The 23,046-nt window shown below is 62.8% G+C and carries 25 protein-coding genes and 1 tRNA gene; 13 read left to right on the top strand and 13 right to left on the bottom strand.

Annotation, left to right across the window (positions count from 1 at the left end; genetic code table 11):
* Positions 1 to 38 precede the first annotated feature (38 nt).
* Positions 39 to 1,277: an NAD(P)/FAD-dependent oxidoreductase gene (locus ABDZ98_RS01395; RefSeq protein WP_160590674.1), complete on the top strand. Its 1,239-nt coding sequence runs from the start codon at positions 39 to 41 to the stop codon at positions 1,275 to 1,277.
* Here ABDZ98_RS01395 and queG read toward each other — a convergent pair.
* Positions 1,261 to 2,334 (bottom strand): tRNA epoxyqueuosine(34) reductase QueG, encoded by a 1,074-nt coding sequence (queG, locus tag ABDZ98_RS01390; RefSeq protein ID WP_160590675.1) that lies wholly within the window; start codon positions 2,332 to 2,334, stop codon positions 1,261 to 1,263. The two genes, ABDZ98_RS01395 and queG, sit on opposite strands and share 17 nt — an antisense overlap.
* A 20-nt stretch (positions 2,335 to 2,354) precedes the next feature.
* On the opposite strand from queG, the gene ABDZ98_RS01385 reads away from it, so the two are divergent.
* Genes ABDZ98_RS01385 through msrB form a run of 3 tightly spaced genes read left to right on the top strand, consistent with a single transcriptional unit; the run spans position 2,355 to position 5,105 of the window.
* Positions 2,355 to 3,338 (top strand): ABC transporter ATP-binding protein, encoded by a 984-nt coding sequence (locus ABDZ98_RS01385; protein WP_237437430.1) that lies wholly within the window; start codon positions 2,355 to 2,357, stop codon positions 3,336 to 3,338.
* The gene (locus ABDZ98_RS01380) at positions 3,338 to 4,603 is read left to right on the top strand and encodes an ABC transporter permease (RefSeq protein WP_160590676.1); all 1,266 of its coding nucleotides are present in this window, start codon (positions 3,338 to 3,340) and stop codon (positions 4,601 to 4,603) included. The genes ABDZ98_RS01385 and ABDZ98_RS01380 overlap by 1 nt, the downstream gene beginning before the upstream one ends.
* A gap of 10 nt (positions 4,604 to 4,613) precedes the next feature.
* Entirely contained in the window at positions 4,614 to 5,105 is a 492-nt protein-coding gene (gene msrB, locus ABDZ98_RS01375) for a peptide-methionine (R)-S-oxide reductase MsrB (RefSeq protein WP_160590677.1), read from the top strand.
* Between the two features lie 47 nt (positions 5,106 to 5,152).
* Here the strand turns inward: msrB and ABDZ98_RS01370 are convergent, their stop codons facing one another.
* The 6 genes from ABDZ98_RS01370 to ABDZ98_RS01345 form a co-directional block, all read right to left on the bottom strand.
* Positions 5,153 to 5,785, bottom strand: a complete 633-nt coding sequence (locus ABDZ98_RS01370) for a PilZ domain-containing protein (protein ID WP_160590678.1) — start codon at positions 5,783 to 5,785, stop codon at positions 5,153 to 5,155.
* 158 nt (positions 5,786 to 5,943) lie between these two features.
* Positions 5,944 to 6,029: transfer RNA gene (locus tag ABDZ98_RS01365), tRNA-Leu, on the bottom strand.
* Positions 6,030 to 6,065: 36 nt separating this feature from the next.
* Entirely contained in the window at positions 6,066 to 7,187 is a 1,122-nt protein-coding gene (locus ABDZ98_RS01360; protein ID WP_160590679.1) for a uroporphyrinogen decarboxylase/cobalamine-independent methonine synthase family protein, read from the bottom strand.
* Complete coding sequence (locus tag ABDZ98_RS01355; RefSeq protein ID WP_160590680.1) at positions 7,184 to 8,215, bottom strand: uroporphyrinogen decarboxylase family protein; 1,032 nt, start codon at positions 8,213 to 8,215, stop codon at positions 7,184 to 7,186. The genes ABDZ98_RS01360 and ABDZ98_RS01355 overlap by 4 nt, the downstream gene beginning before the upstream one ends.
* Before the next feature lie 85 nt (positions 8,216 to 8,300).
* Positions 8,301 to 8,840: a VOC family protein gene (locus tag ABDZ98_RS01350; RefSeq protein ID WP_160590681.1), complete on the bottom strand. Its 540-nt coding sequence runs from the start codon at positions 8,838 to 8,840 to the stop codon at positions 8,301 to 8,303.
* Between the two features lie 96 nt (positions 8,841 to 8,936).
* Positions 8,937 to 10,067 carry a CaiB/BaiF CoA transferase family protein gene (locus ABDZ98_RS01345; RefSeq protein ID WP_160590682.1) on the bottom strand — a complete coding sequence of 377 codons (1,131 nt, stop codon included), beginning with the start codon at positions 10,065 to 10,067 and terminating at the stop codon, positions 8,937 to 8,939.
* A 67-nt stretch (positions 10,068 to 10,134) separates the two neighbouring features.
* Here ABDZ98_RS01345 and ABDZ98_RS01340 point away from each other — a divergent pair, with 67 nt between their 5' ends.
* The 8 genes from ABDZ98_RS01340 to ABDZ98_RS01305 all read left to right on the top strand — a co-directional run bounded on the left by ABDZ98_RS01340 (position 10,135) and on the right by ABDZ98_RS01305 (position 17,713).
* Positions 10,135 to 10,917 (top strand): citryl-CoA lyase, encoded by a 783-nt coding sequence (locus ABDZ98_RS01340; protein ID WP_160590683.1) that lies wholly within the window; start codon positions 10,135 to 10,137, stop codon positions 10,915 to 10,917.
* A 21-nt stretch (positions 10,918 to 10,938) separates the two neighbouring features.
* Positions 10,939 to 11,673 carry a DUF3800 domain-containing protein gene (locus tag ABDZ98_RS01335; RefSeq protein ID WP_160590684.1) on the top strand — a complete coding sequence of 245 codons (735 nt, stop codon included), beginning with the start codon at positions 10,939 to 10,941 and terminating at the stop codon, positions 11,671 to 11,673.
* Between the two features lie 59 nt (positions 11,674 to 11,732).
* Positions 11,733 to 12,140, top strand: a complete 408-nt coding sequence (locus tag ABDZ98_RS01330; RefSeq protein WP_160590685.1) for a c-type cytochrome — start codon at positions 11,733 to 11,735, stop codon at positions 12,138 to 12,140.
* 85 nt (positions 12,141 to 12,225) lie between these two features.
* A complete protein-coding gene (locus tag ABDZ98_RS01325; RefSeq protein ID WP_160590686.1) occupies positions 12,226 to 13,896 on the top strand; it encodes a GMC family oxidoreductase in 1,671 nt (556 codons plus the stop codon).
* 14 nt (positions 13,897 to 13,910) lie between these two features.
* Entirely contained in the window at positions 13,911 to 14,804 is an 894-nt protein-coding gene (locus tag ABDZ98_RS01320; RefSeq protein ID WP_160590687.1) for an MBL fold metallo-hydrolase, read from the top strand.
* 3 nt (positions 14,805 to 14,807) lie between these two features.
* A complete protein-coding gene (locus tag ABDZ98_RS01315; protein WP_160590688.1) occupies positions 14,808 to 15,989 on the top strand; it encodes a cytochrome P450 in 1,182 nt (393 codons plus the stop codon).
* Between the two features lie 6 nt (positions 15,990 to 15,995).
* Positions 15,996 to 16,826 (top strand): N-acyl homoserine lactonase family protein, encoded by an 831-nt coding sequence (locus ABDZ98_RS01310; protein WP_343805309.1) that lies wholly within the window; start codon positions 15,996 to 15,998, stop codon positions 16,824 to 16,826.
* A complete protein-coding gene (locus ABDZ98_RS01305; protein ID WP_160590690.1) occupies positions 16,823 to 17,713 on the top strand; it encodes an NAD(P)-dependent oxidoreductase in 891 nt (296 codons plus the stop codon). Before ABDZ98_RS01310 ends, ABDZ98_RS01305 begins: the two co-directional genes overlap by 4 nt.
* On the opposite strand, the gene ABDZ98_RS01300 is transcribed toward ABDZ98_RS01305, so the two are convergent.
* Positions 17,714 to 17,941, bottom strand: coding sequence for a hypothetical protein (locus ABDZ98_RS01300; protein ID WP_160590691.1), 228 nt, complete (start codon positions 17,939 to 17,941; stop codon positions 17,714 to 17,716). It lies immediately after the preceding gene.
* A 72-nt stretch (positions 17,942 to 18,013) separates the two neighbouring features.
* Here ABDZ98_RS01300 and ABDZ98_RS01295 point away from each other — a divergent pair, with 72 nt between their 5' ends.
* Positions 18,014 to 18,400: a hypothetical protein gene (locus ABDZ98_RS01295; RefSeq protein ID WP_160590692.1), complete on the top strand. Its 387-nt coding sequence runs from the start codon at positions 18,014 to 18,016 to the stop codon at positions 18,398 to 18,400.
* Between the two features lie 46 nt (positions 18,401 to 18,446).
* On the opposite strand, the gene ABDZ98_RS01290 is transcribed toward ABDZ98_RS01295, so the two are convergent.
* From ABDZ98_RS01290 to ABDZ98_RS01270, 5 genes are read right to left on the bottom strand one after another with little or no spacing between them, the layout of a single operon-like run.
* On the bottom strand, positions 18,447 to 19,235 hold the full coding sequence (locus tag ABDZ98_RS01290) for an SDR family NAD(P)-dependent oxidoreductase (RefSeq protein WP_160590693.1): 789 nt from the start codon (positions 19,233 to 19,235) through the stop codon (positions 18,447 to 18,449).
* Complete coding sequence (locus tag ABDZ98_RS01285; protein WP_160590694.1) at positions 19,232 to 19,450, bottom strand: hypothetical protein; 219 nt, start codon at positions 19,448 to 19,450, stop codon at positions 19,232 to 19,234. The genes ABDZ98_RS01290 and ABDZ98_RS01285 overlap by 4 nt, the downstream gene beginning before the upstream one ends.
* Positions 19,447 to 21,021 carry a phytoene desaturase family protein gene (locus ABDZ98_RS01280; protein ID WP_160590695.1) on the bottom strand — a complete coding sequence of 525 codons (1,575 nt, stop codon included), beginning with the start codon at positions 21,019 to 21,021 and terminating at the stop codon, positions 19,447 to 19,449. Before ABDZ98_RS01280 ends, ABDZ98_RS01285 begins: the two co-directional genes overlap by 4 nt.
* Positions 21,022 to 21,032: 11 nt before the next feature.
* Positions 21,033 to 22,178, bottom strand: a complete 1,146-nt coding sequence (locus tag ABDZ98_RS01275; protein WP_160590696.1) for a serine hydrolase domain-containing protein — start codon at positions 22,176 to 22,178, stop codon at positions 21,033 to 21,035.
* Positions 22,179 to 22,190: 12 nt separating this feature from the next.
* Positions 22,191 to 22,955 (bottom strand): SDR family NAD(P)-dependent oxidoreductase, encoded by a 765-nt coding sequence (locus ABDZ98_RS01270; RefSeq protein ID WP_160590697.1) that lies wholly within the window; start codon positions 22,953 to 22,955, stop codon positions 22,191 to 22,193.
* Positions 22,956 to 23,046: the final 91 nt, after the last annotated feature.

Raw genomic sequence — 23,046 nt, 5'->3', positions numbered from 1 at the left:
TCCTTGACGCAGCCGCCGAATCCAGCGAACCGTTGGCCATGAACAGCGCTGATGTCGTGATAGTGGGAACGGGCCATGGCGGCGCACAGGCAGCCATTGCCCTGCGCCAGAACGGGTTTGCAGGATCAATCCTGATGATCGGGCGAGACAAGTCTCCGCCCTATGAGCGCCCGCCGCTGTCCAAGGAATATCTCGCCGGAGACAAACCTTTCGAGCGTCTGCTGATCCGGCCCGAACAGTTCTGGCCTGACAAGCAGATCGATCTGATGCTGGATACTTCGGTCACCCGCATCGATCCCCATGCGAAGGAAATCACCCTCTCCAAAGGCGGACCGGTGCGCTATGGCACGCTGATCTGGGCTGCTGGCGGCGATGCCCGGCGGCTGTCATGCCCCGGCGCGCATCTGGCCGGGACGCACGCCGTGCGCCACAAGCCCGATGTCGATGGCATGATGGCGGACCTGCAGGGCGGGGCCAAGCGCGTGGTGGTTGTGGGCGGCGGCTATATCGGCCTGGAAGCCGCAGCCGTGCTGACCAAGCTGAATTGCCTGGTCACGCTGGTTGAAGCACAGGACCGCGTGCTGGCGCGCGTGGCGGGAGAGGATCTTTCGCGCTTTTTCGAAGCCGAACATCGCCGCCACGGGGTCGACATTCGCCTGTCCGCCTCGGTCGACTGCCTGCTGGGCGATGGTGAAGGCGATCAAGAGCGCGTGAAGGCAGTGCGGCTTGAAAGTGGCGAGGAAATCGCCTGCGATATCGTGGTTGCCGGGATCGGCATCGTGCCCGCCGTCGGGCCGCTGATCGCTGCGGGAGCGGCCGGGGCGGACGGCGTGGACGTGGACGAATATTGCCACACCAGCCTGCCCGACGTCTATGCGATCGGCGATTGCGCAGCCCATGCCAATGCCTTTGCCGATGGCGCGATCATCCGGCTGGAAAGCGTGCAGAACGCCAATGACATGGCCACCACTGCCGCCAAGGCCATTTGCGGCCAGCCCCAGCCCTATCACGCGATTCCGTGGTTCTGGTCGAACCAGTATGACCTCAAGCTGCAGACCGCCGGCCTCAGCATCGGACATGACACTACCGTCCTGCGCGGCGACCCGGCAGAGCGCAGCTTCAGCGTGGTCTATCTCAAGGACAGGCGCGTCATCGCCATCGACTGCGTGAACCGGGTGAAGGATTATGTGCAGGGCCGCAAACTGGTGGAGGCGCGGGCGGAAGTAGATGCCGCGGCGCTGATGGACGCCGATATACCGCTCAAGGATTACCTGTAAGCTGTTCAAGCGCCCATCGGGCACTTTCAGCCACCGTTTCATCCCCGTCACCCAGCAACGCCCGGACCGGACCGGCCAGCGCCCGATTGCCGCTGTTTCCCGCCGCAATCAGGCAGTTGCGCACAAACCGGTCACGCCCGATGCGCTTGATCGGAGAGCCTGAGAACTTCGCCCGAAAGCCTGCGTCGTCCAGCGTCAGAAGATCGCGCAACAGCGGCCCGGCCAGATCGTCGCGCGCGGTAAAGGCAAGGTTGCGCCCGGCCGCCTCGGCAAATTTGTTCCACGGGCAGACTGCCAGGCAATCATCGCAGCCATAGATGCGATTGCCGATGGCGGCGCGAAATTCCAGCGGGATCGGTCCCTTGTGCTCGATCGTCAGATAGGAAATGCAGCGCCTTGCATCCAGTTGATAAGGCGCGGGAAAAGCATCTGTCGGGCAGGCCTGCTGGCAAGCGTTGCACGATCCGCAGTGGTCTTTCTCCGGCATATCCGGGGCAAACGGCAATGTGGTGTAGATCGCGCCCAGGAACAGCCAGCTGCCATGCTCGCGGCTCACCAGATTGGTATGCTTGCCCTGCCAGCCGATGCCCGCCGCCTGCCCCAGCGGCTTTTCCATCACCGGCGCGGTATCGACGAATACCTTCAGCTGCATCTCCAGCCCGGCATCCTGCGCCGCGGCAGCCAGCCACCGGGCCAGTGCCTTCAGCGCCTTCTTGACCACATCGTGATAGTCCCGGCCCTGCGCATAGACCGATATGCGCGCCTTCTCGTCATCGCCCTCCAGCGCCAGCGGATCGCCATCCGGCGCATAGGACATGCCCAGCGCGATCACGCTTTGCGCCTCGCTCCACATGCTTTGCGGGCCCTGGCGCACATCGGCCCTGTCTTCCATCCACGCCATGTCGCCGTGAAAGCCTGCATCGAGCCATTCGCGCAGGCGCTGCGCCTGCTGCGGATTATCCGCCGCCGGTGCAAAACCGATGGCCGCAAAGCCCAGCTGCGCCGCCTGCTGCCGCAATTCGTGCTGAAGTGAATTGATGACGGCCGCGTTAACCATAAACCTGCTTGCTCGTGTTCATGCTTGGGCTGTACCGCGAGCAGATGGACAATGCGACATCAGACACAACGGGGCTGGCAATCGAAGTTCGCGGCCTCGTCAAACGCTTTGACGATACGCTGGCGGTGGACGGGGTTGATCTGAGCGTAAAGCGCGGATCGATCTACGGCATTCTTGGCCCCAACGGCGCGGGCAAGACCACCACCTTGCGGATGATTCTGGGTATTATCGATCCCGATGCGGGAATGCGCCGCGTGCTGGGCCACAAGGACCCGCAGGATGTCGCCCGGCTGATCGGCTATTTGCCCGAAGAGCGCGGCCTCTATCCGGCGATGAAAGCCTATGAGGCGATCGCCTTCATGGGCGCGCTGCGCGGCCTGCCACTGGCCGAAGGGCGCAGGCGCGGGCGCGAGCTGCTGGAAAATCACGACCTTGGCCATGCCGCAGACCGGCAGATCCGGCAATTGTCCAAGGGCATGGCGCAGATCGTGCAATTGCTGGGCACGCTGGTGCATGACCCTGAGCTGGTGATTCTGGATGAGCCATTCTCCGGCCTCGACGCCATTAATCAGGGCAAGCTGGAAGTGCTGATCAGGTCGCTGGCGGACAAGGGCACCACAGTCATCTTCTCCACCCATGTGATCGCCCATGCCGAGCGCCTGTGCGAAGGCATTGCCATTATCGCCGGCGGCAAGGTGCCCTTTGCCGGGCGGGTGGACGACGCGCGCGATCGCATTCCCGCGCAGGTCCGCCTGGAAACCAGCGCAAGCGAAGGTCCGTGGAAGGCCGCCCTGCCGCAGGAAACGCGCCGGGTGGGACAGTTCTGGTATTTCCCGCTTCCCGAGACAGGGATTGAGCCACTGCTGCGCGCGCTGATCGATGGCAACGCCGGCATCCAGTCGCTTTCCATAGAACGGGCTGGCCTGCATGATGCCTTTGTCGCCATTGCCGGTGAAGCCGCCGCCGCCGATCTGGTAACCCGGCCCCTAAGCGAGGTAGCGTGATGAACCAGTCCAGCCAATCGGGCCGCCTGTCGCTGTGGCGCGCCGCCTTCGTGGTGGCCCGCCGCGATTTTACCGCGATCCTGTTCAGCCGCGCATTCATCTTCTTCCTGCTCGGCCCGCTGTTCCCGATTGTGGTGCTGGTGCTGGCGAGCACGGTCGGCGCGCAAGTGCAGACGTCTGCCATCACGGCCGATGTGGGCGTTGCCATGCAGGGCGATGATGTGGATGCCATGCTGGCCGCACGCAACGATCTGGCATCGCATATAGGCCCGGCCATTCCGCCCATGGTGGAACTGAAGAGGCTGGAGCCGGGTGAGAGCTTTGATGCCCGTGCCGTGCTGGAAGGCCGGGAAGGCAGCCTGGCCGCCATCGTCACCGGTACACCCGAAAACCCCGAACTGACCGCCCCCGCCGGCAATCTGGCGCGCTGGGAAGGCACCATTGCGATGATCGCGGCGGGCGCATCCAGGGCGGAGCCGGCAGCCTATCCGCATGTCACCACCAGTGCCGTTGCCACCAGCGGGGCGAGCGAGAACCGCGGCCGGCTGGGAACGGCGCAGAGCGGGCAGTTGATGTTGTTCCTGCTGATCATGTTGCTGGCCAGTATGGTGCTGTCCAATCTGGTTGAGGAAAAGGGCAACAAGATCATCGAGATCCTTGCCGCCGCCATCCCGATGGATGCCGTGTTCATGGGCAAATTGTTCGCGATGCTGGCGATTTCCGTATTCGGTATCGCCGTGTGGGGAACGGCGGGCGCCACCTTGCTGGCGCTGGGCGGCAGGTCTCTGTCCGAATTCGCCAATCCGGGGGTCGGCTGGCCGTTGTTCTTCACGCTGGGGGCGCTCTATTTCGGCATGGGTTATCTGCTGCTCGGCTCCATCTTCCTGACCATCGGATCGATGGCGCCTACCGTGCGCGATGTGCAGACCATGGCCATGCCCGCCACCATGACGCAGGTGCTGGTGTTCTTTTTTGCCAGCCTGGCGGTAACCAGAACGGGGGAGTGGATCGAATATGCAGCTATCGTGTTCCCGCTCAGCTCACCCTTTGCCATGCTTGCCCGTGCCGCGCTGGATGAAGCCATCTGGCCGCATGTGCTGGCGCTTGGCTGGCAACTTGTCTGCGTGGCCGTGTTCATCAAGGTCGGGGCTGGATTGTTCCGCAAGAAGGTGATGAAATCGGGACCGCAGGCCGTCAGGCAGCGTCCGCGCGGCCTGGCCCTGATTGTGAGCATGTTCAGGAACGGTTCCGACAAACCAGCGTAGGAATATCATCATGACCCGGCAGCAAATTGATCGACGCAAGCTTTTGGCCTGGTTGGGCATGGGCGCAGCAATGCCTGCCATTGCCGCCTGTGGTTTCAGCGCCAAGGCGCAGAGTTTTCGCGTTTCTTATACCGAAGCCGAATGGCGCCGCCGCCTGACGCCTGAAGAATTCCGCGTGTTGCGAGAGGAAGGGACGGAGCGCGCCTTCACGTCCCCGCTCAATAACGAGCACCGCACCGGCACATTCCTGTGCGCGGGCTGCGCGAATGAAATCTATTCCTCCGCCACCAAGTATGACAGCCGCACCGGCTGGCCCAGCTTCTATCGCGAGATCGCAGGAGCGGTCGGATTTTCTACCGATTACAAGCTCGGCTATCCGCGCCGCGAAGTGCATTGCGGTGATTGCGGCGGGCATCTGGGCCATGTATTCGATGATGGTCCGCAGCCTACCGGCAAGCGGCATTGCATCAATGGTGTGGCGATGGACTTCCGCCCCGCCTGAGCCTGATCGGCCCCTGATCGGCCCTGTGCGGGCCGGACTTTCCGGATTCAGGCAGGTTTCCGGGATTGCATGGCGGCAATGATCCGCGCCAGATCGCCGAATTGGAACGTATCTTCAAACACCAGGCCAAAGGCATTGTCGCGCCGCCAGCGAATCTTGGCATTAACTTCGGGCAGGTCTTGCGCAGAAAGCCTGACACGCTGGTCGATTGAGAAGCGGTGATCGCTGGTGATCTTGGCACCTTGCTGGGAGATATCATGGATATGGGCCGCAGCACGCTCATCTCCGCTGGCGACAATAGCCGGAACCTCCAGATTGATCCGAATGGGGCGTTTGGCAAAGCGACTGGGGCTTTCGACGATTCGAGCGATATTTGCCGGGCCAAGAAACTTGAGGCCTGCCCGGTCGCTATCCTGCCAGATCAGCTCCAGCTCATGCTGGTCACCATTCTGCATTTCCAGCATCATCGCGCCGCAGTCGGGCAGGGCATGGAAGACCCTGACATTGACGCCGGTCTCCGATGCATCTCGCACAACGCACAGAAATTCCCCCTCGGGCGTGATGAGCTTGGCCGCCCGAATCAGCAAAGCGAATCGGGGTGCTCCGCGCTGATCGCTGCCCGATTGTGCAGCCCCGGCGGAATGCGCAGTGGCAGTGTCGCGGCGTAATCCGTCGCGCATGGCGTCTCCAAAAGTCTACGCGGCGGCTGCCCCAATCAACCGGCCCGCTGGCTGCGAACAGAATTAATCTAACCCCATGTGGTTGATGAATGGATAACGCAGCGAGACATTCGTTTCAGACGCGGATGCGTCGGTGGCCAAGCATTGGCGCGGAAAGCTGGTGCGGGCGGCGGGACTCGAACCCGCACGAGCAAAGCTCAGGGGATTTTAAGTCCCCGGCGTCTACCAATTCCGCCACGCCCACATCGTTAAAAAAGTGCCTAGCGCGGGCTTTACCCGCTTACCAGTATCGCTTGCTGGCGATCTCGGCACCTTGTGCCAACGTGGCCAGCTTTGCCCACACCACATCGGGATCAAGGTTGTTGCTGCCGGCATGGACGGAAAAGCCGCAATCCACGCCCGCCATCACCCGCTCACGGCCCAGCAGATCGGCATAGCGGCCAATCCTCTGCGCAATCAGCTCAGGGTGTTCGATATAGGTCGATTGCGGTTCGATCATGCCCGGGCACAGCACCTTGCCTTCGGGCAGCGGATTGTCCTCAAAGAAGGCGAATTCATGCGCGTGGCGCGGGTTTGCGCCTTCCAGCAGCACGGCATGCGGCTTGGCGCTCCACACGATGTCGGCAATTTCGTCCAGCGCCACGTCGCAGTGATGCGGGCCGGGATAATTGCCCCAACACAGGTGCATGCGGCATTGCTCTGCCGGAATATTGCGCAGCGCATGGTTAAGCGCGGCGATGTTCATGCCGATCCGCTTGCGGAATTCCTCCAGGCTGAGATTGGTGAACTGCACATGGCGGCCCATCGCCAGATCCGGGCAATCGACCTGCAGGGTGATCCCGGCAGCGGCAATCGTCTCATATTCGTGGCGCAATCCCTCGGCCAGGGCGAAGACATATTCCTCGTCACTGGGGTAATATTGGTTGGGGAAGAACAGCGCGGTGACACCCGGAGATGCGGCGGACATGAAGCTGTCATGGCCAGCGGCAATGCGCGTCAATCGCTCCGCATCGATGCGCGGAGCTTCCATGTCGATCACTTCGATGGGGCTGGTGCAGGCAGGGGCGGACCGCTTGGCGCGGCCCTTGTTGCCAAACACCTGTGCCTTGGCGCCGGGGAATTCCTCCAGGTCCTGAAACTCGTACTGGCCCGCTTCGCCGCCGAAGCCCGACAGGCGGTGCTTGATATAGGTGGCGTAGGACGGCTTGGACATTTCACCATCGCCGACGATGGAAATGCCCGCCGCCTTCTGGTGGCCGATCACCTCCGCCGTGGCCCGGTCAATCGCCTCATCCAGGGCCGGCTGATCGACCCCGTCGCCGCCTTCGCGGGCGAACATCAGGTCTAGCAGGTACTCTGGGCGTGGCAGGCTGCCGGTATGGGTGGTCTTGAACCCGCTCACGCCAGCTCCTCGCGCACCATCCGCGCACCTTCAACCATGGCCCGCATCTTGCCGAAGGCAACCTCGCGCGGGAGGTATTTCAGCCCGCAATCAGGAGCCACGATGATGCGCCTGGCATCGACATGGGGCAGCGCCTTGCGAATGCGCGCGGCAACGGTTTCCGGCTCCTCCACCGCATGGGTCGACAGGTCCAGAACGCCCAGGATGATGGTCTTGCCCGGCAGGGTTTCCAGCACCTTGGTATCGAGCTTCGACTGCGCCGTCTCGATCGAGATCTGCTGCACCGCGCTCGCTGAAAGTTCGGGCAGGAAGCTGTAACCTTCGGGCCGCTCGTGAATCAGGTGGGCATAGCCAAAGCAGATGTGCAGCGCGGTGGTGCCCTGCACGCCTTCCAGCGCGCGTTCGAGTGCCACCAGGCCGAACTGGCGCGCCTTGTCGGGCCGTGCCTGCATGTAAGGCTCGTCCAGCTGGACCACGTCGGCGCCGGCGGCGAACAGGTCCTTGATCTCCTCGTTCACGGCGGCGGCATAGCCCAGCGCCAGCGCTTCGGGATCGCCGTAGTAATCGTCCTGCGCCTGCTGGCTCATGGTGAAGGGGCCGGGCACGGTGATCTTGATCGCCTTGTCGGTATGCTGCTTCATGAACTCAACGTCGCGCACCTGCACCGCATGGCGGCGGCTGATCGGTCCGGTCACGCGCGGCACAGGCACCGGCTCCCCGCTGCGATCCAGCGCGGTGCCGTGATTGTCCATGTCCACCCCGTCCAGCGCCGTGGCGAAACGGTTGGAATAGCTCTCACGCCGCATCTCGCCATCGGTGATGATGTCCAGCCCGGCACGCTCCTGCGCTTCCATCGCCATGATCGTGGCATCGTCCCATGCTTCCTCGAGCATGTCTTCCGGAATGCGCCACAATTCCTTCTGCCTTGTGCGCGGCGGGAACCGCCCGGCCAGCTTGGCACGGTCGATCAGCCATTCGGGCTGGGCGTAGGAGCCGACCAGCGAAGTCGGGAGCAGCGGAAGGGTCATTCAGTATCCTCTCAATTATAAGCACGCAGCACGCGCCGGGCGGTATCCGCCTCGCAGCGCCAGTTCAGGTGGCGGAACCTGCTGTTCAGGCAGCTTCCTCTTCGCTGCGGAAGTCGTTGTTGGAGGTGTAGTCTCCGGCCAGCCAGCGCTTCAGCTCGTCATGCGCCTTGGCCTTGCGCGCCGCGTCACCTGCCGCTGCCCGCGGATCGTCATGGGTGAACTCCACCGTCATGCCATTGGGATCGACGACATAGACCGACCGGCAATAGCCGTGCTCCAGCACGTAGGTTGCATCCAGCCCGGCGTCCTTGATCCGCCGCTCCAGTTCCACCTGCGTTTCCTTGTCCACGTCCAGCGCGAGGTGGACGAAAGGCGTCTGCGGAATATCGGGGACGAACAGCTCCTCGTCCTCCTTGTTGGCGAACTGGAAGAAAGCCAGCGCGCCGCCATCGCCAATGCCGAAGAAGCAGTGGCAATAGGTGCGCATCTTGCCGAACAGCATGTCTGATTCGCACCAGGTGGCCACCAGCGGCAGGCCGAGGATATCCTCGTAGAAATGGCGCGTCGCTTCCATGTCCTTGGTGACGTAAGCGGTATGGTGCAGGCGGTTAGGCAGTCTGGACATCTTGAATTCTCCCTTCGGCCGATTCTTCTCGGTCCCTGATGCAGTCAGTCTATCAAACTGGGGCGTTGGCGCAATTGACGAGTGCCGCGCCCTGGATCACCCTTTGCGCCCGAGGATTTCCGCATTGTCCGCGCCCAGCTCTGGCGGCGGCACGACCGTGTCCTCTATCTCGCCGTCAAAGCGGATGGGGTTGCGGATGGTACGGAACGTACCGCGCGGTCCTTCGCCCGAAATTTTCACCCTGTGGTGCTTTGCCAGCGGGCCTTCGAGCACCTCCTTCGACGAATAGACCGCCGAATGCGGCACTTCGAGAGCGGTCAGCCGCTCCTCCCAATATGCGCGCGGCTGGGTGGCGAAGATCGGCGCGAGGAAGGCGATCACATTCTCGTAATTGGCAATTCTCGCCGGGCGGCTTTCGAACTCCGGACGCTGGAGCATGTCGGGCTGGCCCACCGCTTCTGCCAGGTTTTCCCAGAACTTGGGCGGGGAGGACATGTGCAGCGCGATCCAGCCGCCGTCGGCACATTCGAACACATAGCTCTGGCTGACATGCGGGCGAGACCACGGCCCCATGACCTCGTCCACGCTGAGGTAATGGGTGAAATCATCGAGGTTGAAGTGGCACATCGCCTCGAACATCGACGTTTCGACCCGGCGGCCCTTGCCCGTCTTCTCCCGCTCATACAGCGCGGCAAGAATGCCAAAGGCGGTGTAGAAGCCGGTCACAGCGTCACCTATCGCGGGGCCAACCACGCGCGGATTGCCCGGATTGACCAGCAGCCGCAGAAACCCGCTGCACGCCTGCGCCACCGTGTCGAAAGCGGGGCGATCCTTCCACGGGCCATCGTTACCGAAGCCGGAGATATCGGCATAGATCAGCCGCGGATTGATGCCCTGCAGCCGCTCTGCCCCCACGCCCAGCCGCTCGGCCACGCCGGGACGGAAGTTCTGGATGAATACGTCCGCGGTCTTCACCAGCTCGTCCAGCGCCGCCAGATCTTCCGGGTTCTTCTTGGTGTTGAGCGTGATGGATTTCTTGTTGCGGTTATACGTCTGGTAATGCGGCGAATAGAGATCGCCCTTGAAGGCGCGGAAGGGATCGCCCGTTTCGGGCATTTCCACCTTGATCACTTCGGCGCCCAAGTCGGCCAGCAACATGCCGGCAGCCGGCCCGGTGATGAAAGTGCCCATATCGAGCACGCGTATGCCTTCAAGCGGCCTGGCCATTCGTCTCTCCTGTTCCTCTTTGCGTGGATCGCTATAGGTTGAAAGCTTGATCGGCAAGGAGAGACAAATGCGCATCGGCAAACAGGACCAACCCTTCAGCGCTATCTGTAAATCGGATGCGACCAGCATCACGGTAAGGGGCAGAGACCTGTGCGGCGACATCATCGGAAAAATGGATTTCAGCTCCTACTTCTGGCTGCTGGTGACGGGGGAGGAGCCGAACGAGGACCAGTCCTTCTTCCTCAACGCCGTTCTGTGCGCGCTGGCCGAACACGGACTGGTGCCCAGCGTCGTGGCCGCCCGCATGACCCTGGCCGCCGCGCCAGAGGCAGTGCAGGGCGCCGTGGCGGCAGGGCTGCTGGGCTGCGGATCGGTGGTACTGGGCAGCGCCGAAGTGGCGGGCAAATTCTACGCGCAGTGCGTGGCCGACCAGCGCGAGACGGGCGACGATGTGGCGGACGTGGCCAAGCGTAATATCGTGGAACTGCGCAAGACCACCAAGGCCGTGCCCGGCTTTGGCCACCCGCAACACTCAGAAGGCGACCCGCGTGCCAACCTGCTGCTCAAGCTGGCAGACGAGCGCGGCGTATCGGGCGAACACGTGGCCATGATGCGCGCATTGCAGGCCGCCCTGCCCGAAACCATCGGCCGCGAACTGCCCGTCAACGTCAACGGCCCGATCCCGGCGATCATGCTCGACCTGGGCTGGCCCGTCGCGGCGCTGAAAGGCATCGGCCTGCTGTGCCGCACCGGCGGCCTGATCGGCCACCTGACCGAGGAGGCCGAGCGACCGATCGGCTTTGTGCTGAGCGGTGCTGCGGCGCAGGCGATTGAGTATGATGGGGAGTGAGAGAATACGCAGGCGGTTACCATGGCGTTCGTGATTGAGCACGATCGCACCGCAACTGAATTTGACGATGACACTCTCTTAGTCTTTGTTGACGAGACGGGAGATGAGAGGCTTTCGTCTTTCGAGGTGCCCTATTTTGGCTTTGGGGGCTGCCTCTGTCGAGCCTCGGATTATGAAACCGCGATTGAACGATCTTGGACAATCTTGGAATCGAAATTCTCCTATAAAGGTAGTCGGCTGCACGCATCAGAGTTGAATCCGAAAGAACTTAGCGATGCGCAAAAATCTGCATTAGGCACATATTTCGCGAAGGGAGCTTTTGGCCGCTTCGCAGCAATTGCAAAATCGAGCATGATAAACGAAACGGAGCATAGCGCCTTCCATCTCACAGCTTACATGGCGATCCAGCAAATGCTGGAAGTCATAAAGAGGATGGGAGGAGACTTTAGCGGGATCGTCATGCTATTTGAACATTCACAACGATTGGACTCGCTCTACAACGACTATTTTAGGCGTTATGACTTCCGTCGTAAGGATGGCGCGAAAGTCCCTTGTTTTTTTGCCACCCAAGCGAAAAATACGGGAAAGGAGCTTCTCGCCGGCCTCGTGGTTGCAGACTTTGTTGCGCATACGGCAGGAAGCATGTCGCGAACAACGCAAGGCGGAACAGTCAAAGCAAAGCGTAGGGATTTTGCTGCTATTTTTTCACATGAGTTCGCAAGTCATATGTTTATTGATGCAATCAGGAGCCAATGACGCAAGAGCCTTGCCAAGCCTCCTGCCCCTCCGCACAGTGCCCTCAGGAGAGACACCACTTGACCGCTGCCACGCCCGACCACATCGCCGCCCGCACAGGCTCGCCTCGCGCGGTCCTCGCCAAGCTTGGCCTGCCGTGCCTGCTGCTGGCTCTGGCGGCTTGCGCAACCACCACCGATGGCGCGCCTTATGCGCCCGACGCCTCTATGGGTATGCTGATCGCGCGCGATTCCTGTGCGGAGTGTCATGCAACGGGCAGGACCGGGGATTCCCCGAATGAGGACGCAACCGCCTTCCGCGAAATCGCAGGCCGTCCCGCCATGACCCAGCAGGCGCTGGCTGCATGGCTTACCGATGGTCACAATTATCCGGCCGAAATGGGCTTCACTCTGGAGCAGCACCAGATCGAATCGCTGGCCGCCTTCATGATCCGCCTGCGGGCAGGTGGGGCGGATTCCGCATCCTAGAATGAGGTCCGGGGCAGCTGCTGCTCACGTTCCGCCTTGCCAAGCCTGCGTCCGCCTCGCACAGTAATTCTCGGGAGAGAGATACATGATCGCTGGCGAATTCGATTACCTTGTTATCGGCGCAGGTTCTGCCGGTGCGGCGCTGGCCGCGCGGCTTTCAGAGGATGAGACCAAGACCGTCTGCGTGCTGGAAGCGGGCGGGCATGACAGCCATCCGTTCATCCACGTGCCCAGCTTCGTTGCCGCCGCGATTGGCCGCAAGGAGACGAACTGGAGCTTTGAAACCGTGCCGCAGCCGGGCATGGCGGGCCGCAAGATCGGCGTGCCGCGCGGGCGGGTGCTGGGCGGATCGGGCGCGATCAACGGCATGGTCTATTTTCGCGGCCATCCCACCGATTATGATGACTGGTCGGACGCGGGCTGCACCGGCTGGTCCTATGCCGAAGTGCTGCCCTATTTCACCCGCACCGAGCATAATGAGAATTATCCCGCCAGCGTGTTCCACGGCACCGATGGCCCGATCAACGTCAAGCACGTGGAGAACCCCAACCAGCTCAATTACTCCTTCATGGATGCGCTGGCGTCGCTGCAATTTCCCGCCTGCCCGGATTTCAACGGGCCTGACCCGGAAGGCTATGGCCGCCGTCAGGGCCTGATCGGCAAGGGCCTGCGCCAGAGCACCGCGCGGCAGATGCTGCTGCCCGCGATGGAGCGCGGCAATATCCATTTGCAGACCGATGCCCGCGTGGCGCGCATATTGGTGGAAGACGGACGGGCCATTGGCGTGGAGCTGGTGGACGGCAAGGTGATCCGCGCGCGGCACGAAGTGGTGCTGTCTGCCGGAACGGTGCAGACGCCGCAGATATTGATGTTGTCCGGCATTGGCCCCGCCGCCCATCTGAAGGAAATGGGCGTGGACGTGGTGCATGATCTGCCCGCCGTGGGCGAAAACTATCACGATCATGTGGCCAGCCCACTGCACATGGAAACCAGCGATTCCACCAGTTACGGCATCAGCTGGAAGGCTGCCCCGCGCGATATCGCCTGGTTCTTCTATTACCTCGCCACCCGCAAGGGACCGCTGGCGGGCAATGTGTTTGAAAGCGTGGCCTTCCTGCGCACCGATCCCAGCCTGACAAAGCCGGACGTGCAATTCGTGTTCCAGCCGGCCAAACGCCTGACGGTGAAGGGCGTGCCGTTCCCGGTGGGCCACGGCTATGCCATCAGCCCGGTGGCGCTGTATCCCAAGAGCCGCGGCACCATTCGCCTGGGCAGCAATGATCCCGCCGCCGCGCCGCTGATCGATCCCAGGCTGTTGCAGGAGCCGGAGGATATCCAGCCGCTGATCCGCGCGCTGAAGATCGCCCGCGCCGCCTTCGCCAGCGATGCCTTCAAGCGCTACAACGGCACCGAAGTGGCACCGGGCGCAGAGGTCACCAGTGATGCCGCGCTCGACGCCTATATCCGCGAGACCGGCTATACCGTTCACCACCCCGTGGGCACGTGCAAGATGGGCGCAGCGGGCGATGCCAGCGCTGTGGTCGATCCACAGCTGCGGGTTCGGGGCATTACAGGCCTGCGCGTGGCCGACGCCAGCGTCATGCCATCGGTCATCGGCGGCAACACCAATGCGCCCTGCGTGATGATTGGTGAGCGCTGTGCCGATTTCATCCTCGGCAAACCCGCATTGCCCGCCGCACAATTGCCGCCGACAAGCGTCGCACGTTACAAACCCGGAGCGGCAGAAGCCGCCTGACTGGAGAGAGAGCCTTGGCAAAGGAAACCATGATGAGCTGGCAGGTGGGTGATGTGAAAATCACCCGCATTGTCGAGATCTATAATTTCACCGACAACATCAACATGACCATCTCCGACGCGACGCCCGAAGAGGTGATCGCGCTGAAATGGCTGCACCCGCATTATGCCACGCCCGATGGCCAGCAGCGGATGAACTTTCAGGGCTTCGTGGTGCAGACGCCGGACCGCAACATCGTGGTCGACAGCTGCATCGGCGCCGGGCGCGAGCGTGAGTTCGATGTGTTCTGCAACCTGCCCGAAGGCTTCCTGCAGGACCTGGAGAGCCTGGGCATTTCGCGCGAGGATGTGGACACGGTGATGTGCACGCACCTGCACTTCGACCATGTCGGCTGGAACACCTACAAGGACCCGGCAACGGGCGAGTACAGGCCCACGTTCCCCAATGCCAAATACCTGTTCGGCAAGACCGAATTCGACGCCTGGCAGAACACCTTGCGCAGCGACGGCATCCACAACCCCAACCACATGATCGAATGCGTCGATCCGATCGTGGCGGCGGGCATGGCACAGTTCATCGACAATTATCACCAGATCGCGCCGGGTATTACGACCGAGCCGAGCCACGGCCACACGCCCGGCCACGTGCATGTGTGCATTGAAAGCAAGGGGGAGCGCGCGGTGATTACCGGCGACCTGATGCATCACCCGATGCAATGCGCCATGCCGCACCGCACCGCCACTTTCGACATGGACAAGGATGCCGGGCGCAACTCCCGCACCACTTTCGTCGACAAGTACAAGGACAGCGGCGTGGTGGTGATCGGCGCGCATTTCTTCGATCCCACGGCAGGCCATATCAACACGCATGGCGAAGGCGATGTGCGTTTTGACGGGCTGGGGCTGTAGGCCATGAGCACACCCATCCCCGATTATCCGCTCGACATCTTCACTCCCGATGCGGTGCGCAATGCGCGCGCGGTGGATGATGCCTTGCGTGAATTCGCCCCCGCCGTGCGCCTGCACGATGGCACGGTGATGATCGCGCGGCATGAACATGTGACCAGCGGCCTGCTCGACTGGAAGAGCTTTTCCAGCGCCAGCCGTCCGTGGCATGATCCCAATTCGCCAAGGCCGGAAATCCTCCTGACCGATGATCCGCCCAAGCATACGCAGGTGCGCAAGGTCGTGTCCGATGCGCTCAGCCCGCGTGCGCTGGAGCGAACCAAGGCGATCTTCCAGCAGGCCGCGCAGGAATTCGTGGATGAGCTTCGCGCCCGGGAGGGTGAGGCGGTGGACGCCGTGGGCGAGATCACCCAGGCCTTCATCTTCCGCGTGCTGCCCGATGTGCTGGGCCTGCCGCAGGAAGGCCGCCACCATATGCACGGCTTCAGCCAGATGGTCTGGGCCACGATGGGCCCGCCCGGAGAGCTGTTTGACGAGGCGATGGACGCCGATTTCTCCGCGGTGATCGAGTGGCTGGACAAGGTCTGCGCCCGCGATGCCATCGATCCCGAAGGCATCGGGGCGGAGTTCTTCCGTGCTGCCGACCGCGGGCAGGTGACGCTGGATGAGGCAAAGCTGCTGCTGCAGACCGTGCTCAGCGCCGGGGCCGACACCACCTATCTCACCATGGCCAACGCCATTCGCGCATGGGCCCTGTTCCCCGGCGAGTATGACAAGCTGCGCGCCAATCCCAAGCTGCTCCGTAATGCCTTTGACGAGAGCCTGCGGTGGGATTCGCCCAGCCGCATGGCCGGCCGCATCACCACCTGCGATGTGCCGATTGACGATTACATCGTGCCGGCTGGCACTCGCTGCGGGCTGATGTTCGCCGCCGCCAACCGCGATCCGCGTTACTGGGATGCGCCCGATGAATACCGGATAGAGCGAGATACCAAGCATTCGCTCGGCTGGGGATACGGAGTGCATGGCTGCGTGGGACGGATGCTGGCGCAGACAGAGGCGCAGGCGCTGCTGGGCACGATCGTGCGCGAAGTGGCGAGCTTCGAGATTGCCGGCGATTACGAACCGTGGATGACCACCGTCGGCCACGGTCCGATCAAGCAGCCCGTGCGGCTGAAGTTCGCCTGACACATAGTGGGATCGCCTGAATCAGCTCCGGTCACCATGATTCAGGCGATCCGCTATGCCCGGCATGAACGCACCGCCGCGGCCAATTTCACCGCGCCGGTGGACGATCATGACCTGCCCATGCCGCTGGATTATTATGTCTGGGCGATCCATCGCGAAGGCTTGCCGCCAGTGGTGGTCGATACCGGTTTCGGGGCGGCGGCGGCAGCGGCGCGGGGGCGGGAAATTACCCGCCCTATCCGCAAGTCCCTGCGCGATGCAGGCGTGGACCGGCTGGGCGTGACCGATGTGATCCTGACCCACCTGCATTACGATCATGCCGGCGGGATGGAGGATTTCCCCAACGCCCGCTTCCACGTGCAGGATGCCGAACTGGCCTTCGCCACCAGCCGTCACGTCTGCGACCACGGCGTGCGCGCACCTTTCGATGGGGAGCCGGTGGCGCAGCTGGTGCGCAAATTATACGCCGACCGCGTGGTGTTTCATGAGGGGGACGAGGAGTTCGCCCCCGGCATCCGCCTTCACCTCGCCCATGGCCATACGGCGGGGTTGCAGGTTGTCGCCTGCGACACGTCGCGCGGAACGGTGATCCTGGCCAGCGATGCCGCGCATCTCTACGCCAATATCACCCGCAGGCTGCCATTCCCCATTTTCATTGATGAGGCGGACTATGGCCGCGCGCAGCAGCGGGTGATGGAACTGGCGGGCGGATCGCTCGATCACGTCATTCCCGGCCATGATCCGCTGGTGCTGGCGTGCTTTCCTTCGCACAACGATATTGCCCGCGTCGACCTGCCGCCGCATAGGCCCGTTGCTGCGGCTTTGGAGGCATTATGACGACTATCGGATTTCTGGGACTGGGCCGCATGGGCGCGCCCATGGCCGCCAATCTGCTCAAGACCGGCCACACGCTGCTGGTGCATGACCTTTCGGATGAGGCAATTGCCGCGCTGGTGGCAAAGGGCGCCCAGGCAGCCGGATCAACCGCCGCATTGGGTGAGCGTTGCGACATCGTTTTCACCAGCCTGCCCACCCCCGCCATCGTGCGCGATGCGGTGCTGGGGCCGGACGGCATCTTCTCACGCGGCAAGCCTTCGATCTTCTGTGACCTGTCCACTTCCGGACCGCAGCTGGCGCAGGACCTTTCCGCCGCGCTGACCCCGCAGGGCGTCGCCTGTTTCGATGCGCCGGTATCGGGCGGGATCAAGGGTGCGGTGGACGGCACGATCTCGATCATGGTCGGCGGTCCTGAGGAGGAATATCAGCTTCTGCGTCCGCTGCTGGAAGCGATCGGCAAGCCCACGCACATGGGCGAAACGCCCGGCTCCGGCCAGACGATGAAGCTGGTCAACAATCTGCTGGGCGCGGTCGCCATCGGGGTGACGGCGGAAGGCATGGCCTTTGGCATCAAGGCCGGGCTGGACCCTGCGCGGATGATCGACGTGCTCAACCAGTCCACCGGCATCAATTCCGCCACGCGCGACAAATGGCCACGTTCCGTGCTGCCGCGCACGTTCGATTTCGGCTTTGCCGCCGCGCTCAGCCTGAAGGACACAAAGCTGCTGATGGATGAGGCCGCCGCAGCTGGCGTGCCCCTGCCACTGGGCAGGATCGTGCAGGATTACCTTGAACGCACGCTGGAACGCGAAGGGCCGGACGCCGACTTTACCGCCATCGCCAAGGTGGTGGAGGAAGCCGCCGGGCTGGACCCTGACTGCGGCTGATCACTCCGCAGGCGGAGTTGGCGCGGCAGCCTCATCCTGCCGTTTGCGGTCGATCAGCTTCTTGGCCACATAGCCGCCTGCGCCAAGCGCCACTATCGTTCCGATGCGCATTCTGCGCAGCACGGGCACGGCGATCATGCCCAGAACCGCGCCGCCTGTTCCGCCAATGCTGCGGGTGAATTTGGATGCCTGTGCGCCTGCGACAGCGCCGAAAATCTTGCCAATCATGTTGGGCTCCTTTGCTTTGCCTCCTAAACTGCCGGATAATGATGTTTGTTCCGCAATTCTGGAGTCGCCCCCATGCTGGCCGCCCTGCTCACCCTTATTGCCGCACAGTTCGATCCTGGCGCGCCGCTGACCGGCCAGTTCGATGGAACATGCCTTTATCCCGAAACCCTTCGCGAGCGGGCCGAAGGCGACAATCTGGTCACCTGCAACAGAGTGACCGTGGATGACAAGGGGATCGTTTTTGCATCGCGAAGCTGGGGCGTGAGGATGCGCTTTTCCGGCACATTCGAAGGCGACCGGATGACCGTGACCAGCATCGCCGGGCGCAATGGCGAACAGGTGGAGGCGCGCGGCACGTGCCAGATCTATTACGCCAACGAGGAAGTATCGACCATCGCCTGCACCGCCATCGCCCATGGCCGCGCCCACCTGGCCAATTTCGTGGTCTCCCGGCTCTAGGAAGGCGCCTGCCCAAGCTGACGCGCCGCCCTGTGCAGAAAATTGCTCAAATATCGTTGCGGATCGTCGCCAGCGCGCCGCCGTCGATTTCCCACTTGGCGCCGTTGACGTAGCTGGCTTCGTCACTGAGCAGGAAGCTGACCACATTGCCGACTTCAGGTGGCTGGCCAACACGGTTGAGCGTGGCCACTTCGCCCAGCTTCTTCATGCCCGCTTCCACGCTGTCGAACATCTGTTCCAGCATGCCCACGAGCAGCGGGGTCTCGATCACGCCGGGCATCACGCAGTTCACCCGCACGCCCTTTTGCGCCACTTCGGATGCCGCCGTGCGGGTCAGGCCGACCGCGCCGTGCTTGGTGGCATTATAGGCGCAGGCGCCCGCCAGTCCGCGTTCGGAACCGATGCTGGCGGTGTTGACCACCGCGCCCTTTCCAGCGGCGACCATGTGCGGAAGCACGAAGCGAAGGCCCAGGAACATGCCGCGCAAATTCACGTGCAGGACCTTGTCGAACATGGCGATGTCATATTCATGGGTGGGGGCCAGATCGCCCTCGATCCCGGCATTGTTGAAGAAGCCGTCGATCTTGCCGAACGCCTCCATCGCCGCCTTGGCATACCCTTCGACGGCGGCCTCATCGGCGCAATCGGCGACATGGGTGATGACGTGATAGCCCTTGGCCCGCAGCACATGGCCGCATTTCTCCAGCCGGTCTGCGGCGATGTCCACCATCAGCACTTCGGCCCCTTCGCGGGCGAGGATTTCGCAGGTGGCATAGCCGATTGCCCCGGCAGCACCGGTAACGATGACGGAATTTCCCACGTGGCGTTTGGTCATTTGGCAGCCTTTGACTTGCGGAAGGGCATGGTGAGCAGGAACAGGATCAGCTTTGGCGTCAGCAACTTCATCGCCTCTTTCGCCTGTTCGGGCGTGAGCGTGGCGGTCATCGGCATGGTGCCATAGACCTTGCCCTTCAGCACCAGATCATTGCCTTTGCGCTCGATCTTGCTGACCTGCATCAGCTCGGACTTGTCGGCGGCGTAGATCTTCATATGCGGATCTCGTCAAAATCGACGCCGATATCCTCGGCCATCACCATTGCCGTGGCGCGGCCTGCGCCGAACACGCCGCCGCCGGGATGCTGGAACGGGCCGACCAGATAGAGGCGGTCCACGCCCGGCACGCGGTACTGGCCCAGTTCCGGCGTGGGGCGGTGCGATCCGGACTGGTAGGTGGTGGTGGCAATGCCGTGCAGGTCGCCGCGGAAGAAGCTGGGCGATGTGCGCTCCATATCGACCGGTGAATCGCAGTGATAATCGAGCACGATGTCAGGCACATTCTCGATGAAATCCCCCATGCGGGCGATCATCTTCTCGGCGAATTCGCCCTTGGCCTCATCCCAGTTGCGGCCATCCTTGCGAGCATAGGGCACGTAATCCCAGGCGTGGAAGATGGCCTTGCCATCGGGCGCGCGGCTGGGGTCATGCTGGGTCAGCTGGCCCACACCCACCAGCGGCGTGGGGGAGAAATTGCCATAGCGCAGCTCGTCGAATGCGCGGCGCATGTCCTCATAACTATCGGGCATCAGCTCATACATAACCGCCGACAGCTCGCCGCCCTGCGCATCCTTCGCCTTGAACTTCATCGGCGCGTCGAGCGCGGCATGGACGGTGAAGCAGGCGGCATCGGTGATATGCGTGCGCCGCGCGTTCTTCGCCACGTTCGCGGGCAGGCTGGGCACCATGTCGGGCAGCACATGCGGATGGATCGCGCCGATAATGCCATCATTGGCAGACAGGCGATCGCCATTGTCGAGCACCACGCCGGTGGCACGGCTGCCATCGGAGACGATCTCGCGCACCTGCGAATTATTGACCACCTTGCCGCCGTGATCCTCGATGCAGGCGATCAGCGCATTGGTGAGCGAACCGGAGCCGCCAACGGGCACGCCGAAGCCGAATTTCTCGAGGAAGCCGAGGAAGACATAGGCGCCGATACCGGTGGCCTTTTCATCCGGGCTGACGAGGTTTTCACCCGCCACGCGGCCGAAATGCGCCTTCACCTTCTCATGCTCGAACAGCTCATCCATCAGGTCGAACGTGCTGACGGCCATGGTTCGCATGATCTCCCGCCCCTCGGCGGACTGGTCCATCATCGCGGTCTGCGCGCCCACCGGCATGGGCGGCGAATACAGCCCCGCCTGAATCATCGGCAGCCATTCAGCCGCCTGACGGCTCATTTCGAGGAAGGTCCTGGCGTCCTTCTCGCTGAAGTGACGAATGGCTTCGGCGGATTTGTGCGGATCGCGGTTGAGCGGCAGGGTGGCGCCATCCTCCCACACACTCATCATCGGCACTTCGGGGAAGAGATATTTCAGGCCGTATTTCGATTTCAGCCCCAGCTCGTCATTCAACAGCAGCGGATTGCCCTGGATGAAGATGTGGCTCATCGAATGCTGATCGTGATGGAAGCCGGGCCGGGTCAGCTCACGCGTCACCACGCCGCCGCCGTGCCATTCATTGCGTTCCAGCACGAGCACGCTCTTGCCAGCAACCGCCAGATAGGCGGCGGCGACAAGCCCGTTATGGCCCGATCCGATGACAATGATATCTGCGTCTGACATGCAATAATCCCTTAAAGGCAGGCCGACAGCGCGATGTCGGAGAGTTTCTGGCAGCGCACGATATTGGCCGCCTGCGTCATCACGCCCGCGCTGAGGAAGGAGAAGCTGACGTCGGCTTCCGGGTCGACCCAGAACAGCGTGCTGCCCGCGCCGTAATTGCCGAATGTCTCCGGACTGGCGAGCTGGCCGAACAGGTGGTGGAACACGCCGGTGCCGCGCACCTGGAAGCCCAGTCCCTGATTGCCCGGCGGAACGTCCCACCCGGCGCGCAGGGCCACTGCGCGGTAAAGCTCGTTCGGCATGTCGCCGGTGTGCACCTTGCGCGCCAGGCGGATCATGCGCGGGGAGAGGAGGCGTGTGCCCTCCAGCTCACCCTCGCGCCGCAGCATTTCGGCAAAGCGCCACAAATCGCCGGTGGTCGACGCGCAGCCGACATGCGGCGCCTCCACGGCAGGGTCCTCGAACAGCGCATGATCGCCTTCGATATTGCGCGACAGATGCTTGATCGGAACGGTGCCGCGCATGTCTGGCTTCACGTGGCGCGGATGAAGATCGGTACGCAGGCCCATGCTGGTGGAGTTCATCTTCAGTGGCGCGAACAGGTCTTCATGCAGCAGCGTCTGGTAATTGCGGCCCCTGGCATCGGTGCGCACCAGTGCCGTGCCCATCAGCACGTGGTTGACCAGCGGCGAATAATCGCAGCGCTCACCCGGCGGGGTGGCCCCGTGGACGTTGGCGATGCTCTCGTCGTAAAGCTCCTCCAGCCGGTCCAGATACATGCCCGGCTTGGGGCTCCACACACCCGGCATGCCCGCCGTGTGGGTCAGCAGGTGATAGAACGTGGCTTCCTGGCGCGGGATGCCGGTGAATTCCGGCAGCACGTCGCGCACCTTGGTGGTCAGCGCAAAGCGGCCTTCCTCAATCGCCTTCATGATCAGCACATTGGTGAAGGCCTTGGTGACGGAGAACAGCGAGAACACGTTGTCCTTCACCAGCGGCTTTGTGCCCGCCGCATCCTGCGCGCCGATCGCTTCATCGAACACCACCACGCCGCCGCGCCCGATTTGCAGCACTGCGCCGTAATAATCGCCGCGCGCGATGTCCTGCTCGATCACCGTTTTGAGATGATCCAGACGTTCCTGCCAAACTGCACCCATGATATTCTTTCCCTATCCGGCAGCGATGATGCCGCCATCTACAGCCAGCATTGCCCCGTTGATGAATGATGCCTCGTCGCTGAGCAGGAAGGCCACTGCCTGCGCTACGTCGGGCACCGTGCCGTTGCGGCGCAGCGGGATGTTCTTCGCCCTCTGCTCATATTGTTCGGCGGTGACGAAGCCTTGCGTAGCAGGCGTCGGCACGCTGCCCGGCGCGATGGCGTTGACGCGGATGTTCCGCGGGCCAAGTTCGCCCGCCAGCACCTTGGTGAGGCCGGCAATGCCCGCCTTGATCGTGGTGTAGGCGCCGGTGCCCGGCCGTCCGCGATAGGCGACGGGGCTGGAGTAATTGAGGATATTGCCCTGCGCACTCTCATCGCGGTGGGCAAGGAAGGCCTGCACGCCCCAGAACACGCTTTTCAGTCCTGCCGACAGCATGGTGTCGAGCGTTTCCTCGGTCACCTGCTCGATCGGTTCGTACACCAGCACCGATGCATTGTTGATCACCGCGCGCAGCGGCCCTGCATCCTTCGCGAAGTCCTCTGCCAGCTGGAAGAAGGCATCGCGGCTGCCGCAATCGGCGCCATAGCTGAAGGCCCGGCCGCCCGCGTCAATGATGGCATTGGCCACTTCGAACGCGGATTCCCCGTGAATATCCGCCACGCCGACAATCGCGCCTTCGGATGCGAGGTGTTTCGCAATCCCCTCACCAAGACCGCGTCCGGCGCCGGAGATCAGGATCGGCTGACCATCGAATCGATTGGCAGTACGCGCCATTTATTGAGCTCCAGACTTGTGTCGATCTGTGCCCCAGACCGGGCCGAAAATTGTGGGTTTCGAGAACCGGCGCGCAGCGGCCTTTTCGGGC

The sequence above is a fragment of the Alteraurantiacibacter aestuarii genome, assembly GCF_039523595.1.
GTDB lineage: Bacteria > Pseudomonadota > Alphaproteobacteria > Sphingomonadales > Sphingomonadaceae > Alteraurantiacibacter > Alteraurantiacibacter aestuarii.
Note: the sequence above shows the minus strand (reverse complement) of the source record. Positions and strands in the feature narration are given on the sequence as shown.

Bases quoted from the DNA above. Each gene is read 5' to 3' on its own strand.
- ABDZ98_RS01395 (WP_160590674.1), top strand. From the start codon at position 39: ATGAACAGCGCTGATGTCGTGATAGTGGGAACGGGCCATGGCGGCGCA.
- queG (WP_160590675.1), bottom strand. From the start codon at position 2,334: ATGGTTAACGCGGCCGTCATCAATTCACTTCAGCACGAATTGCGGCAG.
- ABDZ98_RS01385 (WP_237437430.1), top strand. From the start codon at position 2,355: ATGCTTGGGCTGTACCGCGAGCAGATGGACAATGCGACATCAGACACA.
- ABDZ98_RS01380 (WP_160590676.1), top strand. From the start codon at position 3,338: ATGAACCAGTCCAGCCAATCGGGCCGCCTGTCGCTGTGGCGCGCCGCC.
- msrB (WP_160590677.1), top strand. From the start codon at position 4,614: ATGACCCGGCAGCAAATTGATCGACGCAAGCTTTTGGCCTGGTTGGGC.
- ABDZ98_RS01370 (WP_160590678.1), bottom strand. From the start codon at position 5,785: ATGCGCGACGGATTACGCCGCGACACTGCCACTGCGCATTCCGCCGGG.
- ABDZ98_RS01355 (WP_160590680.1), bottom strand. From the start codon at position 8,215: ATGACCCTTCCGCTGCTCCCGACTTCGCTGGTCGGCTCCTACGCCCAG.
- ABDZ98_RS01350 (WP_160590681.1), bottom strand. From the start codon at position 8,840: ATGTCCAGACTGCCTAACCGCCTGCACCATACCGCTTACGTCACCAAG.
- ABDZ98_RS01345 (WP_160590682.1), bottom strand. From the start codon at position 10,067: ATGGCCAGGCCGCTTGAAGGCATACGCGTGCTCGATATGGGCACTTTC.
- ABDZ98_RS01340 (WP_160590683.1), top strand. From the start codon at position 10,135: ATGCGCATCGGCAAACAGGACCAACCCTTCAGCGCTATCTGTAAATCG.
- ABDZ98_RS01335 (WP_160590684.1), top strand. From the start codon at position 10,939: ATGGCGTTCGTGATTGAGCACGATCGCACCGCAACTGAATTTGACGAT.
- ABDZ98_RS01325 (WP_160590686.1), top strand. From the start codon at position 12,226: ATGATCGCTGGCGAATTCGATTACCTTGTTATCGGCGCAGGTTCTGCC.
- ABDZ98_RS01315 (WP_160590688.1), top strand. From the start codon at position 14,808: ATGAGCACACCCATCCCCGATTATCCGCTCGACATCTTCACTCCCGAT.
- ABDZ98_RS01305 (WP_160590690.1), top strand. From the start codon at position 16,823: ATGACGACTATCGGATTTCTGGGACTGGGCCGCATGGGCGCGCCCATG.
- ABDZ98_RS01300 (WP_160590691.1), bottom strand. From the start codon at position 17,941: ATGATTGGCAAGATTTTCGGCGCTGTCGCAGGCGCACAGGCATCCAAA.
- ABDZ98_RS01295 (WP_160590692.1), top strand. From the start codon at position 18,014: ATGCTGGCCGCCCTGCTCACCCTTATTGCCGCACAGTTCGATCCTGGC.
- ABDZ98_RS01290 (WP_160590693.1), bottom strand. From the start codon at position 19,235: ATGACCAAACGCCACGTGGGAAATTCCGTCATCGTTACCGGTGCTGCC.
- ABDZ98_RS01285 (WP_160590694.1), bottom strand. From the start codon at position 19,450: ATGAAGATCTACGCCGCCGACAAGTCCGAGCTGATGCAGGTCAGCAAG.
- ABDZ98_RS01280 (WP_160590695.1), bottom strand. From the start codon at position 21,021: ATGTCAGACGCAGATATCATTGTCATCGGATCGGGCCATAACGGGCTT.
- ABDZ98_RS01275 (WP_160590696.1), bottom strand. From the start codon at position 22,178: ATGGGTGCAGTTTGGCAGGAACGTCTGGATCATCTCAAAACGGTGATC.
- ABDZ98_RS01270 (WP_160590697.1), bottom strand. From the start codon at position 22,955: ATGGCGCGTACTGCCAATCGATTCGATGGTCAGCCGATCCTGATCTCC.